The sequence below is a fragment of the Sphingomonas sp. 22176 genome (assembly GCF_052045505.1).
Taxonomy (GTDB): Bacteria; Pseudomonadota; Alphaproteobacteria; order Sphingomonadales; family Sphingomonadaceae; genus Sphingomonas.
Genome location: NZ_JBQEPL010000005.1, coordinates 198,712 through 213,331 on the forward strand (window position 1 = coordinate 198,712; position 14,620 = coordinate 213,331).

Here is a 14,620-nt window from a genome sequence, read left to right on the forward strand (position 1 = left end):
ATCAGCCCATCGGTACGCCGTAAAGATCGTGTTCGTCGGCGTCCTCGATCAGCACGGGTACGATATCGCCCTGTTCGAGATGCCCGGCGTCGCGCAGGAAGACTTCGCCGTCGATCTCGGGCGCATCGGCCTGGCTGCGGCCGGTCGCGCCGCCGTCCTCGTCGACCGCGTCGATGATCACGTCGAGCTTGTGGCCGATCTTGGCCTGGAGCTTGGCGGCGCTGATCGCGGCGGTCCTTTCCATGATCCGGGCGTAGCGCTCTTCCTTGACTTCCTCCGGCACCGCGCCGGGCAGGTCATTGGCCGAGGCGCCTTCGACCGGCTCGAAGCGGAACGCGCCAACGCGGTCGAGCTGGGCTTCGTCGAGCCAGTCGAGCAGATACTGAAAGTCTTCCTCGGTCTCGCCGGGGAAGCCGACGACGAAGGTCGAGCGGATCGTGATGTCCGGGGCGATTTCGCGCCAGGCGCGCAGCCGCTCGAGCACCTTGGCCTCGTTGGCCGGGCGCTTCATCGCGCGCAGAACATTGGGGGCTGCATGCTGGAACGGGATGTCGAGGTAGGGGAGCACCAGCCCCTCCGCCATCAGCGGGATCACCTGATCGACATGGGGGTAGGGGTAGACATAGTGCAGCCGCACCCAGGGCGCGATCTGGCCGAGCTCGCGGGCGAGATCGGTCATGTGCGGCACCACCTCGCGGCCCTTCCAGGCGCGCGGCTCCTTGCGGATGTCGATGCCATAGGCCGAGGTATCCTGGCTGATGACCAGCAGTTCCTTGGTGCCGGCCGCGACCAGCTTCTCCGCCTCGCGCAGGATCGCGTCGGGGCGGCGGCTGACGAGGTCGCCGCGCAGTGACGGGATGATGCAGAAGCTGCAGCGGTGGTTGCAGCCTTCCGAGATCTTCAGATAGCTGTAGTGGCGCGGGGTGAGCTTGAGCCCGCTGTCCGGCACCAGGTTGACGAAGGGCGAGGGCGGCATCGGCGCCGCGGTGTGCACCGCGCCGACCACTTCCTCATATTGATGCGCGCCGGTGACCGCGAGCACGTTAGGGAAGCGGGCGCGGATGACCTCGGCTTCCTTGCCCATGCAGCCGGTTACGATCACGCGGCCGTTCTCGGCGATAGCCTCGCCGATCGCCTCGAGCGATTCTTCCTTGGCGCTGTCGAGAAAGCCGCAGGTGTTCACCAGCACGACGTCCGCGCCGGCATAGTCGGGCGACAGCGCATAGCCGTCCGAACGGAGCTTTGTAAGGATACGCTCGGAGTCGACCAGATTCTTGGGACAGCCGAGCGACACCATGCCCACCTTGGGGGCTTCGGGGAGTCGCGTTGCCATGATTGGACGCGCACATAGGCCTTTTCGTGGAAATTGCCAGCCATGGGGCGTTTACGGATGGCCGATCCGGCCCGCCATGGTACGGGCAGGCCAGCAAACACCGGGAGATTTCGTCATGACCGCGACCACCGCACAGCCTGTCCAGCTGCCGACCCGCTCCGGGCTCGTCATCGACGTGCGCACCGTCCGTCCCGACGACGAGGCGCTGCTCAAGGACTTTTTCGATCACGTCTCGAACGAGGATCGCCGCTTCCGCTTCTTCACCGCGAGCCCGCAGCTCCAGCCGCATCAGGCCAAGGCGCTGATCGAGGTCGACCACCAGAAGACCGAGAGCTATCTGGCGTTTACCGCCGAGGGCGAACTGGTCGGCTCGGGCATGCTCGCCTGCGACGACACGCTGGAGACCGCCGAAGTCGCGATCTCGGTCCGCGCGGACCGCAAGGGGCAGGGGGTGGGCTGGAGCCTGCTCAACTACATCACCGCCGAAGCCAAGGCGCGCGGCGTCAAGCGGCTCCAGTCGATCGAGAGCCGCGAGAACCATCTGGCGATCGAGCTGGAGCGCGAGATGGGCTTCGTCGCGCGCGAGGTCGAGGGCGATCCCAGCGTGGTGCTGCTCGAAACGGTATTCTGATCGAGGGTGCCCCGGCCGGAGCCGGGGCACCCCTCCGGATCACCGGAACGGTGGTTCGTTGAACGCGCGCAGCTTGCGGCTGTGGAGCTTGGCGCCCTCGCGGCGCAGTTCCTCGCAGGCCTCGATGCCGATCTTGAGATGCTCGGCAATCGCGCGTTCGTAGAAGCGGTTGGCCTGGCCGGGCAGCTTGAGCTCGCCGTGGAGCGGCTTGTCCGAGACGCAGAGCAGCGTCCCATAGGGCACGCGGAAGCGATAACCCTGTGCCGCCAGCGTCGCCGACTCCATGTCCACGCCCACCGCACGGCTCAGCGAGAAGCGCAGCGCCGACTGCGAATAGCGCAGCTCCCAGTTGCGATCGTCGGTGGTCACGATCGTGCCGGTACGCAGCCGCTGCTTGAGTTCGTCCCCGGACTGGCCCGAGACGGTCTCCGCCGCCCGCGCCAGCGCCTGCTGGACTTCGGCGATGGCGGGGATGGGGATCTCCGGCGGCAGCACGTCGTCCATGATATGGTCGTCGCGCAGATAGGCGTGGGCGAGCACATAGTCGCCGATCCGCTGGCTGGGGCGCAGGCCGCCGCAATGTCCGATCATCAGCCACGCCTCGGGGCGGATCACCGCGAGGTGATCGGTGATCGTCTTCGCGTTGGACGGCCCGACGCCGATATTGACCAGCGTGATCCCGGTGCCGCCCTCGGCCATCAGGTGGTAGGCGGGCATCTGGTGCCGCCGCCAGGCGCCGTCGCTGACCAGCCGGTCGGCGTCCGCCGCATCCTCGATCACGATCCCGCCCGCGCCCGACACACCGGTGAAGCGGCTGCCGGGCCCCAGCTGCGCGCAGGCCCAGCGGACGAACTCGTCGACATAGCGGTGATAGTTGGTGAACAGAATGTACTGCTGGAAATGCTCGACCGGCGTGCCGGTATAGTGCTTGAGCCGCGCCAGCGAGAAGTCGGTGCGCAGCGCATCGAACAGCGCCAGCGGTCGCGTCTCGTCCTGGCTGATCCAGATCCCGTCGGCGATCTCGTCGCCGATGTGCGACAGCTCGGTCGCCGGGAAATGGCGGCCCAGTTCGGTCGCCGAGACATCGTCCAGGCTCAGGATCGTGTTGGGATCGAGCACATAGGGGAAGGGGATTTCCTGCCGCCCGGTGACCGCATGCACCTCGACGTCATAATCCTCGATCAGGAAGGTGAGCTGCTCGGTGAGATATTCGGCGAACATCGCCGGGCGCGTGACCGAGATGCGGTAGTCGCCCGCCTCGACCAGCCGCCCGAACGAGCGCCGGGGGATAGGCTTGTTGACGCCGCCGCGATAGGTGACGCGGAGCTCCGGATAGGCGAAGCTGCCGTCGGTCCGCGTCTCGGGATCGGGCGTGGTGCCATCGGTGATGTAGCGGTTGAGCGCCTGCTGCAGTCGTTCGACCGAGGCGCGATAGAGCCGATCGAGGTCGGCGACGATATCGGAGGCTTGAGTCATCTTCCATCGCTAAGCGCGGAAGATGACGCTGGCAAGTCGGCGGTGAAACGAGCCCCTCAACTGATGCCGAGATCGCCCGGGCCGAACGCCTGGGGGAGCAGATCGGACAGGCGGTAGCTCGCCACCGCATCGCCCTCGGCCGCGCCGCAATGGACGGGCAGGTCGCGCTTGCCGAGCTGGGCCGCCTCGTTGATCACCTGTCGGCAGCGACCGCAGGGGCTGACCGGGGCGGTGCCGGTGGGCACGCCGTCCGGTCCGATCGGCCCGCCGATCACGGCGATCTCGGCCACGTCGCGCAGCCGCCCCTGGGCCGAGACCGTCGCCAGCGCCACCGTCTCCGCGCAGAGCGACAGGCCGTAGCTAGCATTCTCGAAATTGGCGCCGGTCACCACCGTGCCGTCGGTCAGCAGCACCGCGGCACCCACGCCGAAGTTGGAATAGGGCGCGTGTGCGTGGCGCGCAGCGGTGCGGGCGGCTGCGATCAGCGCGCGTGTGTCCGTGGTCATGAAACTCATCCCTTGATGTGGAGCACGCAGATCAGCGTGAACAGCCGCCGCGCGGTATCGAAATCGACGTCGATCTTGCCCTCCAACGCAGTGCGGAGCAGCTCGGCGCTGTCGTTGTGGATGCCGCGCCGGGCCATGTCGACCGTCTCGATCTGCGCGGGCGTCGCGGCGCGGATCGCCTGGTAATAGCTGTCGCAGATCGCGAAATAGTCGCGGATCGGGCGGCGGAAGCGGGCGAGGCCGAGTACGATCGTCTCCAGCGGCGTATCGTCCGCGCGGCGAATCGCCAGCGCCAGCCGGCCTTCCTCGACGCTGAGGTGCAGCTTGTACGGCCCGGTATAGCCATCGGCATGCGCGCGCTGGGGGGCGAAGTGGTTGTCCTCGAGCAGATCGTAGATCGCGATCCGCCGTTCCTGCTCGATATCCGCCGAGCGCCACAGGATGGTGCGCTCGTCGAGGGTCACGTCGATGATCCGCGGATCGGCCATAGGTCCCAGCTTTGGAAGCATTCCCCGTTTTCCACAAGCCATGCCGGTTGCCGTCGCCTCCGCATTGGCCGATGAGGGAGGGATGGCACAGCCGATCCCTTTCCCCACCCAGGAGCCCCAAGAGGGCCTCAGCCTCCCCCAGAATGTCGAGGCAGAAGCAGCGCTGCTCGGCGCGATGATGATCGACAACCGAGTCGCGGAAGACGTCCTCCAGAAACTCCGGCCCGAGCATTTCTTCGAGCCGCTGCACGGCCGCATCTATGAGCAGGTCGCCCATCTCGTCGGCGACAACCGCCTCGCCACCCCGGTGACGCTGCGCCCGCTGTTCGCCAACGATCCGGCGATGAAGGAGCTGGGCGGCCCGGCCTATCTCGCCCAGCTGACCGGCAACCCCGCCAGCCTGATCGGCGCGCGCTCCTTCGCCGACCAGATCTACGATCTCGCCCAGCTCCGCGCGCTGGTGGACGTGGGCCGCGGCATGGTCGAGGGCGCGCTCGACACCAGCCAGGACATCAACCCCTCCAAGCAGATCGAGCAGGCCGAACTCCGGCTCTACCAGGTCGCCGAGCAGGGCGATTCGGAAGCGGGCGTGAAGTCCTTCACCCGCGCCGCGACGCTCGCCGTGAAGCAGGCCGAGAAGGCGATGAACTCGGGCGGCGGCATCTCGGGCATCACCACGGGGCTGAGCGACCTCAACGCCTCGACCGGCGGTTTCAACCGATCGGATCTGCTGATCCTCGCCGGCCGACCGGGCATGGGCAAGACCTCGCTCGCCACCAACATCGCGTTCAACGCCGCCAAGCGCTACATGGACGATCTCGACGCCGGCATTGCCGAGGAGAAGTCGATCGGCGCGCCGGTGGCGTTCTTCAGCCTCGAAATGTCGGCCGACCAGCTGGCGATGCGTATCCTGTCCGAACAGGCGGAAGTCGTCTCGGAAAAGCTGCGTACCGGCCAGCTGAGCAATGCCGAGTTCCAGAAGTTCGCGCGCGCCGCGGGCGATCTGGAGCGGCTGCCGCTCTATATCGACGACACGCCGGGCCTCACCATCGCAGCGCTGCGCACCCGCGCGCGGCGGCTCAAGCGCCAGCACAAGATCGGCATGGTGATCGTCGACTATCTCCAGCTGCTCACCGGCTCGGCCAAGGCCTCGGGCGACGGGCGCGTGCAGGAAATCTCGGAAATTTCGCGCGGCCTCAAGACGCTGGCCAAGGAACTTCACGTCCCGGTGCTGGCGCTCTCCCAGCTGAGCCGCGCGGTGGAAAGCCGCGAGGACAAGCGCCCGCAGCTTTCCGACCTTCGCGAATCCGGCTCGATCGAGCAGGACGCCGATATCGTGCTGTTCGTGTATCGCGACGAATATTACCACGACTTCAAGGCGCCCACGAAGGTCCCGGACGGCACCGAGACCGCCGAGGAGCGCATGGCCTATGAGGAATGGCAGGCCAAGCAGCTGGAAGTGGCCAACAAGGCGACGGTGATCATCGCCAAGCAGCGCCATGGCGCCACGGGCTCGGTGCATATGCGCTTCGACCGGCAGTTCACCAAGTTCAGCGATCTGGCGCCGGAGGGGTATTGAGGGTAGTCAGCAGTTCGTCGTAGCTGTTCTTGAAGGGGGCGGGTGTGAACAATGTGGAGCTGGCCGAACATCGGCTGTTGGTCAGCATGTTCATCGATTCACATCGCCCGGACCGTCGGTCTATGTCGCGGCAGGACTTCCAAACGGACTACAGTACCACCGTCGACACGCGCCTGTTCAACAGCATCGTTACGGACCTGCGACGGCAAGGGCTCGTTAAAACGAGCCCGAACGCTGGCTCATTTTTCGTGCGCCTTCACAGTGACGCTTACAAGAGCGCGCTAAGTAGGATCCTGCTCGCGCTAAACGCCGACGCTTTTGAGGTTGATTGGGATACCAAACGGATATTCACGGACGCTGACGAACTGGACCAAGACAGGTTGATACCGTGCCCGACACTTTGGGTTCTTATTACATCCGAAAAGCGTGCAACGGCTGCGTCCGATCCGATTGCCACCTCGTCGCAGGTGGCTGGTAGAGACATCAACCACTTCTACGCGCCAGTCGCGGGCCCCGGGGTTAGCAACAATCAACCAGTGGAAAGCAACGAAAGCTGGTGGACGCGCTGGGGCACAATCTTCGGAGGATTGGGTGCGTTGCTCGCGGCTGTTGCGATTTTGGCTACTTGGTACTTCTGGCGCTATCCGCACCCGTGAACTAAGCGATGACGGGCATCGGTGCAGGTTTGATCTCCTCAAACACTCGTCCCCACAACCCGCCCGATCCCCGCGGTCAGCGTCATTGCCAGCGCGCCCCAGAACACCACCCGCACCACCGGCTTGAGCGGCTTGGCCCCGCCGGTGATCGCGCCCAGCGCGCCGAGTAGGGCGAGGAACAGGATCGATCCCGCCGCTTCGCCCGCCGCCATCCAGCCCATCGGCAGCAGCGCGGCGAGCAGCAGCGGCAGCGCCGCGCCCGCGGTGAAGGTCGCCGCGGAGGTGAACGCGGCGACCACCGGCCGCGCGGTGGTCATCTCGGTGATGTGGAGCTCGTCGCGGGCATGCGCCTCCAACGCGTTATGCGCCATCATCTGCTCGGCCACGGCCTTGGCGGTGGCGGCATCGACGCCGCGGGCGATGTAGATCTCGGTCAGCTCGCGCAGCTCGGCCTCGGGGACGGTCGCGAGTTCCAGCCGCTCGCGGGCGAGGTCGGCGCGTTCGGTATCGGATTGCGAGCTGACCGAAACATATTCGCCCGCCGCCATCGACATCGCGCCCGCCACCAGCCCCGCCACGCCCGCGACGAGCAGCGCCGGCCGCTCGGCCCCCGAGGCGGCAACGCCCAGGATCAGGCTGGCGGTGGAGACGATGCCGTCATTCGCCCCGAGCACGGCGGCGCGCAGCCAGCCGATCCGGGCGACGAGATGCTGTTCGCGGTGCGGGCGCATGGACTTCCTCCGGTGATGCTTGCGGGAGGATGGAGCGGCGCTGCCGGCGCGGCAATGGGGGAGTTACCTTGGGAGACACTGGGGTAGGGGAAAGTCCTCCCCCTCCACAGTCATCCCGGCGAAAGCCGGGACCCATTGGGGTTTCCCGTTCGGCTCTTGCTGCGACCGCGTGGGGTCTGGATCCCGGCTTTCGCCGGGATGACGGAGGGACAGGAGGCTGTATTGCTAATCAATATCACCGCTTGAGCATCAGGAACGCCGTCACGCCGGCCGCTGCCGCCAGCCCCGCGCATACCAGCGCCGCGACATGGAACCCGCCGACCAATGCCGCGCCGGTCTGCGACAGCACCGCGCCGGCCAGCGCGGTCGCGACCAGCCCGCCGGTCCGCGCGATCGCGCTGTTGAAGCCCGAGGCGGTGCCAGTGAAGCGGTCGTCGACCGAGGCAAGCACCGCGGTGGTCAGCGGCGCCACCGCGCCGGCCATGCCCAGCGACAGCACCAGCATCCCCGGCAGGATGCTCGTCCAGTAGCTTGCCTGCGGGTCCGCGCCCGAGAGCAGCCAGAAGCCCAGGCCGGTCACGATCGGCCCGATCGACAGCGGCCAGCGCCCGCCGATCCGCGCCGCCAGCCGTCCGGCGAAGCGCGAGGATACGCCGATCACGATCGAGAAGGGGAGGAGCGCCAGCCCCGCCTGCGCGGGCGGATAGCCGCCGCCGACGATCAGCAGATAAGGCAGCAGCAGGATCAGCGCGCCCAGCGCGCCGTAGAGCAGCAGGGTCAGCACGGTCAGCCCGACGAACGGCACCGATCCGAACAGCGCCAGCGGCATCATCGCCCGCTCGCCCAGCCGGTACTGGCGCAGCACGAACCCGCCGAGCAGCGCCACGCCGCCGACCAGGCCGATCGTCGCTGGGGTGGAGACGGCATGGCTGCTCGACCACAGGGTTAGCGCCCAGGTGAGGCTGCCCAGCCCGGCGGTGGCGAGTGCCGCGCCCAGCCAGTCGAGCCCGCCCTTGCCGCGCGGGCTCTCGGGGACGAAGCGCCCGGCAATGGCGATCGCCGCGGCCGCGAAGGGCAGGTTCAGATAGAAGATCGCGCGCCAGCCGACCGCGTCGACCAGCCAGCCGCCGAGCGGCGGTCCCACGGCGGAAGCAATGGCGCCGGCCGAGGCCCAGGTGCCGATCGCCCGGCCGCGCGCCTCGCCATGGAAACTGCTGCCGAGCAGGCCGAGGCTGTTGGGCATCAGGATCGCCGCGCCGATGCCCTGCAGCGCGCGCGAGGCGAGCAGCAGCTCGGTGCCCTTCGACAGCGCGCAGCCGAGCGAGGCCAGGGCGAAGATCGCCACGCCCAGGATCAGCATCCGGCGTCGGCCAAAATAGTCGCCCGTTGCGCCCCCGAACAGCAGCAGCGCCGAGAGCGGCAGGAGATAGGCGTTGATGATCCAGGGGAGCGTCGCCGGATCGGCGGCGAGCGTGCTGCCGATCGTCGGCAGCGCGACGTTGGTGACCGAACCGTCGAGAAAAGCGAGGCTGGAGGCGCACATGCACGCCGCGATGATCCAGCCGCCATGGCGGGGGGCGGTCGGGGCGGTCTCGCTCATCGGCGGGTCTGGTGCTGCATCGGGCAGGCTGTAGCCGGGGCGGGGGGCGAGGACCAGCCGGTCGGCGGGGTAGGAGGCAGGCCGTATCCTCCCCCGCCAGGGGGAGGATACGCCTGCGCCCCGCCTCGCTCCTCAGAACCGCGTGCGGACCGTCAGGCCATAGGTGCGCGGCTCGGCCAGGAACGAGCCGAACATCGCGTTGCCCGCCGCGAAGCTCGGCGCCCCGAACGCCTGGACCTGCGAGCGGCTGCCCGCGCCCTGGAAGGGCAGGTTGAACGCGACCTGCTGGTAGTTGGTGTCGAGCAGGTTCTGCGCCCACAGCTCCACCGCCCATTTCTCGTCCGGCCCGCGGATGCCGATGCGGGCGTTCATCGTGACGAAGCCGTCCTGCAGCTTCTCGACGAACAGGTCCGATCCGGTGTTGTAGTCGCTGGTCATGCGGCCATCGACATAGAACAGCGCGGTCATGCCGTTGCTGCCGAGCGGCGGCGTCCAGGTGACCGCGCTGGTCACCGTGTTGCGCGGCGCGTTGGACATCTGGCTGCCCGCCAGCAGGAACAGCGCCGCATTGAGCGGCTCGCCCGCCTTGGAGCCGACCAGGTCGTGCTGATACTTGGCGTCCGCCAGCGTGTAGCCGAGGTTCACCGTGAAGTTGGAGGTCGGGTAGAAGCCGAGCTCCAGTTCCACGCCCTGCGTCACCACGCCCTTGCCGACGCTGCCGGTGCAGGCGCCGGTGGCCGAGCTGTTGTCGCGATCGGCGCCGTTCAGCGGCGTGCTGCAACCGCCGATATTCTGGACGATGTAGCTGGTGCCGTTGAAGGTGTTGAGCTGGAAGTTGGTGAATTCCGAGCGGTACAGCGCCAGGTTCGCGGTGATGTGGCGAGCGCTGTACTTGGCGCCGATTTCGAAGGCATTCACGGTCTCGGGATCGAAGCGCAGGTTGGTTACGGCCGACGGGCGCGGGGTGGCGAACACCGTCGCCGACAGGTCCGAGCGATCGAGATTGTACCCGCCCGCCTTGTAGCCGCGCGCATAGGAGGCATAGAACAGCGTGCTCTCCGCCGGTTTCCACGAGAGCACCGCGGTGCCGGTGACCTGGCCTTCCTTGAACTTGTCGGCAAAGGGCGCCCCGGTCAGCGCCGAGGTGGAGTTGCCGGTGCAGGTCAGCGTGACGATGCCGCCGGCCAGCGACTGGAGCGTCGCGTTGGTGCTGGCGAGCAAAGGTGCCATCGCCGCCTGCTGCGCGGGACAGACGGTGTTGTTGTTGGCGAACGAGGCCTTCAGCGACTTGCTCTCATGCGTGTAGCGCCCGCCGAGCGTGAAGCTCAGCGTCTTGGTCAGCTTGTAGATATTGTGGGTGAAGAAGGCCCAGTTCTCGCTGGTCTGATCATAGAGATCGAGCGTCGAGCCGAGATCGTTGAGCGTGCTCAGCCGATCGATGCCGCCGATGATCTGCGGGCCCACCGCGGGGGTGAGCACCGCGCGGCCGGCGGTGCTGAGGCAGCCGGGGCGGGTGGGGTCGCGCAGCGCGGCGGCTGCGTTGATCGTCGCCACCATGCGGCAGGCGGCGAAGGCGCCGTACTGGGTGCCGAAGCGGAGATTGTCCGCCACGCGCAGCTTTTCGTGCGCGTAATAGCCGCCGACCAGCCAGTCGAGCTTGTTGTCGAGGATCGTGCCCGAGAAGCGGCTTTCGTGGCTGAAGGTGTGGAACTGGCGATAGGCATTGCCGTCGTTCGGGCGGTACGCGATGTCGACATTGCCGTAATCGATGTCGCCCGCGCCTGCCGACTTGTACTCGCGGTACGCGGTGAGCGAGGTCAGCTGGGTCGATCCGAGGTTCCAGCGGACGCGCGCCGAGACGCCGTAATCGGTGGTGAGGTTGGCATAGGCGCGCCCGGGCGTCAGCGCGATCTGGCGGTTATAGGGATTGCCCTCGCTCGGCAGCACCCCGCCCAGGCTGCGCAGGATGGCGGTGATGCGGTTGCCCGCCGGGTTGATCGAAAAGTCGCCGGGCTTGCCGGGCGTCGGGTCCAGCTTCTCGCGCGTGTCCATATAGACGGCGCCGCAGCATTTCTCGTTGCGATGGGTATAGTCGGCGATCAGGCGGATGCCGAGATCGGGGTTGACCGTGAACAGCAGCTGGCCGCGGACAAAATAGCGGTTGCGGTCGTTATAGTCGGTATTGTTGACGACGTCGTGCAGATAGCCGTCGCGCTTCGAATAGACGCCGTCGAGGCGGAAGGCGACCACGTCCTTCACCAGCGGGCCGGTGAGCGCGCCGGACAGGCGAACGGCGTTGAAATTGCCATAGGTCGCCTCGGCGAACCCGCCGAACTTGAACTCAGGGACCTTGGTGTAGATGCTGATCGCACCCGCCGAGGAGTTGCGGCCGGAGAGCGTGCCCTGCGGCCCGCGCAGCACTTCGATCCGCTCGATCTCGCCCATGTCGTTGAGGCCGGAGCCGGTGCGGCTGCGATAAATGCCGTCGATAAACACCGCGACCGAGCTTTCGAGGCCGGGATTGTCACCCACGGTGCCGATGCCGCGGACCCGGGCCGAGGCATTGGCTTCCGAGCCGGTGGAGGAGACCAGTAGCGAAGGCGCGATCTGCGTCATCTGGCGGATATCGGTCGCGCCTGAATTCTGGAGCGCCGCCTGCCCGAAGGCGGAAACCGCGATCGGCACGTTGGACAGCCGCTCGGAACGGCGCGTGGCGGTGACGACGATGTCCGCCGAATTGGGCGATTCGTTCTCCGCCGTGGGCGGCGTGTTGGCGGCGGACCCGCGCAGATCCTGCGCTGCCGCCGGTGCGGCAAGGGCGCAGACGCCAGCGGACAGCAACAATGCCCATTTCGACATATCGGCTCCTCTCTTTTTCCAAGCTTTTGCTTTGGTTTGGCTGCCTGGTTTGCCGAAAGAGCCATAAATTTCGGTGAACGTCGCCTCGGGGTTTCGACGGAGTCTTGCCGCCCGGCTAAGCTGTTATGCGGTGCATCAGCGGAGGCGGCTGGACTCCAGCGCATCGCTTGCCTTCAAGGCGAACAGCGCCGTCACGGTGCTGCTACCGTGATCGACCAGTGCCGGCAGGCCCGTGGCCGTACGGGCGAAGCGCAGCAGCGGCCGAGCCTGCCAGCCCTCGCGGCCGGGCATCAGGATGGCGCGCGCTTCGCCCGGCAATGCGTGCTGGAACTCGCTCCGCGTCGCCCGCAGCGCGAGCACGGCCAGCGCGGTGGCGAGCGGATCGCTACCGTCGCGTCCCCAGCCGCGGCCGGGGCGGCGGCTTTCGTGCAGGAATCCGGTACCGCGTGCGACGGCGGGATGGTTGGGCATCACCGCGCCCAGCAGCCGCAATGCCAGCCAGGTGCCGTGATAGGGATCGATCCCCGCGGCGGAGCACCAGCTGCCGTCCGGCTGCTGGCGGTCCGCCACCCAGCGGGCGCCGGCGACGATCATGCCGAGGAACCGCCGCGCGTCCCAACGGGCGAGCGCATAGACGAGGCTGGCGACCGTCTCCACCGCGTCGGCTGCGGCATTGTTCGGCAGGATCCAGGTGGGCAGCACCCCGTCCGCCTCGGCATAGGCGAGCAATATGGCGAGCGGCGGGGCACAATGCGCGGCGATCAGGTCGCGCCTGCTCAGCCGCGCGAACAGCAGCAGGATCTGCGCGAGTTCGCCGACGTCGCCGGAGAGATCATAATAGCGGTCCGGCCCACTCTTTCGCGCCTGGTCGGCCGCCCGGCGACGCGCGATCTGCCGCAGCGTGGCTTGGATGACCGGATGCCGCGGTTCGACATCGGTGTCGAGCAGCGCATCGGCGATCAGGATCTGGACAAACAGGTCGCGCGTCCCGACCGCGTCCAAGCTCGGCGCCTGCGGGTTGCCCGAAGGCAGCGTTTCTTCGCCCTCCGCGCCGGCACGCTCCAACACGGCCAAGGCCCGTGCGACGATGATAGTGTGCGCGTCGGGCGCCTCCGGGGGCGACGGTGCAGGGGGCGGTGCGGGGCGATGGGGCTGCTGCGTCGGCCGTGCAGCGTCGGTCGGCGCGGTGGCCAGGCCCTGCGCGACATCTTCCAAGGCATCGTGTCCGACCGTCGGCATGTGCACCCATCCTCGACCAGAGTGTCTCCGGCGCTTCGCACGCTCGATACGCACGCCAGCCGAAAACATCGGCGGGCGGTGATAGCGCGGAGGGTTTGCATGTTTCCGCTATGTTCGCCCCTTCATCGCCGAGCGCCGGCGGTAGGCAAAGGGGAAGCTGGTCCGGAACGGAGGGGTAGCGGGCATGCATTCGCACAACAGCATCGCCCGATGCCCGCACGGGCGTTGGGTCATCGCAACGCTATTTCGAAGCCCGTCAGGCGCTTGGCGGCGCTGCCGTCGGGTGGGTCGCGAAGGACCGTTGCGGAGCAGACTTTCCCTTCCAACCTCAGCGCTGCATCAGCCGCCCTGTACCGGCGGCCGCTGCCCGCCCGCGAGCGTCCGCGCCTTGTCCTGCGCGGTCAGCACCAGCTCGGCGGCGAGCAGCGCCTGGGCCTGATTCTGCGCGACCTCGGTGCGCTGGACCACATCGGTGACGAACTGGGGGCCGAAGGGCAGCGGCACGGCGTTGCAGTCGATGTAGCGGGTGCCCTTGCGGTCGGCGAGGAACAGGTGGTTTCCGCCGGGCCGACCCTGGATGTCGACGTACTTGCGCAGCTCGATATAGCCTTCGGTGCCGAGGATGAAGACGCGCCCGTCGCCCCAGGTCGGCAAGCCGTCGGGGGTGTACCAGTCGACGCGGACATAGCCGGTGCCGCCATTGCCGGTCATCATCATGTCACCGAAATCCTGGAACTTCGGGTGGTTCGGCGTGGCGAAGTTGCCAACCTGCGAAGCGACGACCTGCGCCTCGGTGGAGCCGGTGTAGAAGACGAACTGGTCGGCCTGGTGGCTGCCGATATCGGTGAGGATGCCGCCATAATTGGCGACGTCCCAGAACCATTCGGGGCGGCTCGGCGCGCTCACCCGGTGCGGGGCGATGTTGATGGTCTGGACGACGCGGCCGATCGCCCCTGCATGGACGAGCTCGCCCGCCTTAACCGCCGCGCGCACTTCGAGCCGCTCCGAATACATGATCGCGAACTTGCGCTTCGTCTCGGCGATCGTCCGGCGCACCTCGGCGAGCTGCGCGAGGCTGGTGATGCCGGGCTTGTCCGAGAGGAAGTCCTTGCCTGCCCGCATCACCCGGACGCCGAGCGGCGCGCGGAGATTGGGGATCGAGGCGCTGGCGACGACCTGCACGCTCTTGTCGTCGAGGATTTCGGCCTCGCTGCGCGCCACCTTCACGTCGCCATAGCGAGCGCGGAAGGGCACGAGTTGCTGGGGATCGCTCGCATGCACCGCCACCAGCGTGCCGCCGCCGCGGATCAGCGCATCGGTGATCGCATAGATGTGCGAATGGTCGAGCCCGATGACGGCGAAGCGGATGCGGTCCTTGGCGCTCGGGTCCGGCCCGGTCGGCGCGGCATTGGCGGAGACGCCGTTGCCCTGCGCAGTCGATTGGGCGCGGGCCGTGCCGGCGAGGCCGGCGCCGATAAGGCCGGCGCTGGCGAGGAGCAGGCGGCGATCGATCATGTCCATG

12 protein-coding genes are annotated in these 14,620 nt (G+C 67.6%); 3 read left to right on the plus strand and 9 right to left on the minus strand.

Annotated features, from left to right (window positions below):
• Nucleotide 1 precedes the first annotated feature (1 nt).
• Nucleotides 2-1,333: a 30S ribosomal protein S12 methylthiotransferase RimO gene (gene rimO, locus ACTJKY_RS16915; RefSeq protein WP_440847272.1), complete on the minus strand. Its 1,332-nt coding sequence runs from the start codon at nucleotides 1,331-1,333 to the stop codon at nucleotides 2-4.
• 115 nt (nucleotides 1,334-1,448) lie between these two features.
• On the opposite strand from rimO, the gene ACTJKY_RS16920 reads away from it, so the two are divergent.
• Nucleotides 1,449-1,964, plus strand: a complete 516-nt coding sequence (locus tag ACTJKY_RS16920) for an N-acetyltransferase family protein (RefSeq protein ID WP_440847273.1) — start codon at nucleotides 1,449-1,451, stop codon at nucleotides 1,962-1,964.
• Between the two features lie 39 nt (nucleotides 1,965-2,003).
• Here ACTJKY_RS16920 and ACTJKY_RS16925 read toward each other — a convergent pair whose 3' ends face one another.
• Genes ACTJKY_RS16925 through ACTJKY_RS16935 form a run of 3 tightly spaced genes read right to left on the minus strand, consistent with a single transcriptional unit; the run spans nucleotide 2,004 to nucleotide 4,434 of the window.
• Nucleotides 2,004-3,440: an AMP nucleosidase gene (locus ACTJKY_RS16925; protein WP_440847274.1), complete on the minus strand. Its 1,437-nt coding sequence runs from the start codon at nucleotides 3,438-3,440 to the stop codon at nucleotides 2,004-2,006.
• Nucleotides 3,441-3,496: 56 nt separating this feature from the next.
• A complete protein-coding gene (locus ACTJKY_RS16930) occupies nucleotides 3,497-3,946 on the minus strand; it encodes a cytidine deaminase (RefSeq protein WP_440847275.1) in 450 nt (149 codons plus the stop codon).
• Nucleotides 3,947-3,951: 5 nt separating this feature from the next.
• Nucleotides 3,952-4,434, minus strand: coding sequence for a UPF0262 family protein (locus ACTJKY_RS16935; RefSeq protein ID WP_440847276.1), 483 nt, complete (start codon nucleotides 4,432-4,434; stop codon nucleotides 3,952-3,954).
• 82 nt (nucleotides 4,435-4,516) lie between these two features.
• On the opposite strand from ACTJKY_RS16935, the gene ACTJKY_RS16940 reads away from it, so the two are divergent.
• Nucleotides 4,517-6,013 (plus strand): replicative DNA helicase, encoded by a 1,497-nt coding sequence (locus ACTJKY_RS16940; protein WP_141985144.1) that lies wholly within the window; start codon nucleotides 4,517-4,519, stop codon nucleotides 6,011-6,013.
• Nucleotides 6,014-6,057: 44 nt separating this feature from the next.
• The gene (locus ACTJKY_RS16945; RefSeq protein WP_440847277.1) at nucleotides 6,058-6,669 is read left to right on the plus strand and encodes a hypothetical protein; all 612 of its coding nucleotides are present in this window, start codon (nucleotides 6,058-6,060) and stop codon (nucleotides 6,667-6,669) included.
• A gap of 38 nt (nucleotides 6,670-6,707) precedes the next feature.
• Here the strand turns inward: ACTJKY_RS16945 and ACTJKY_RS16950 are convergent, their stop codons facing one another.
• The 5 genes from ACTJKY_RS16950 to ACTJKY_RS16970 all read right to left on the minus strand — a co-directional run bounded on the left by ACTJKY_RS16950 (nucleotide 6,708) and on the right by ACTJKY_RS16970 (nucleotide 14,619).
• Entirely contained in the window at nucleotides 6,708-7,400 is a 693-nt protein-coding gene (locus ACTJKY_RS16950; RefSeq protein ID WP_440847278.1) for a VIT1/CCC1 transporter family protein, read from the minus strand.
• 235 nt (nucleotides 7,401-7,635) lie between these two features.
• Nucleotides 7,636-9,000 carry an MFS transporter gene (locus ACTJKY_RS16955; RefSeq protein ID WP_440847279.1) on the minus strand — a complete coding sequence of 455 codons (1,365 nt, stop codon included), beginning with the start codon at nucleotides 8,998-9,000 and terminating at the stop codon, nucleotides 7,636-7,638.
• A 132-nt stretch (nucleotides 9,001-9,132) separates the two neighbouring features.
• A complete protein-coding gene (locus ACTJKY_RS16960; protein ID WP_440847280.1) occupies nucleotides 9,133-11,859 on the minus strand; it encodes a TonB-dependent receptor in 2,727 nt (908 codons plus the stop codon).
• Nucleotides 11,860-11,994: 135 nt separating this feature from the next.
• Nucleotides 11,995-13,098 carry a hypothetical protein gene (locus ACTJKY_RS16965; protein ID WP_440847281.1) on the minus strand — a complete coding sequence of 368 codons (1,104 nt, stop codon included), beginning with the start codon at nucleotides 13,096-13,098 and terminating at the stop codon, nucleotides 11,995-11,997.
• A 339-nt stretch (nucleotides 13,099-13,437) separates the two neighbouring features.
• Complete coding sequence (locus ACTJKY_RS16970) at nucleotides 13,438-14,619, minus strand: Gfo/Idh/MocA family protein (protein WP_440847282.1); 1,182 nt, start codon at nucleotides 14,617-14,619, stop codon at nucleotides 13,438-13,440.
• Nucleotide 14,620 lies beyond the last annotated feature (1 nt).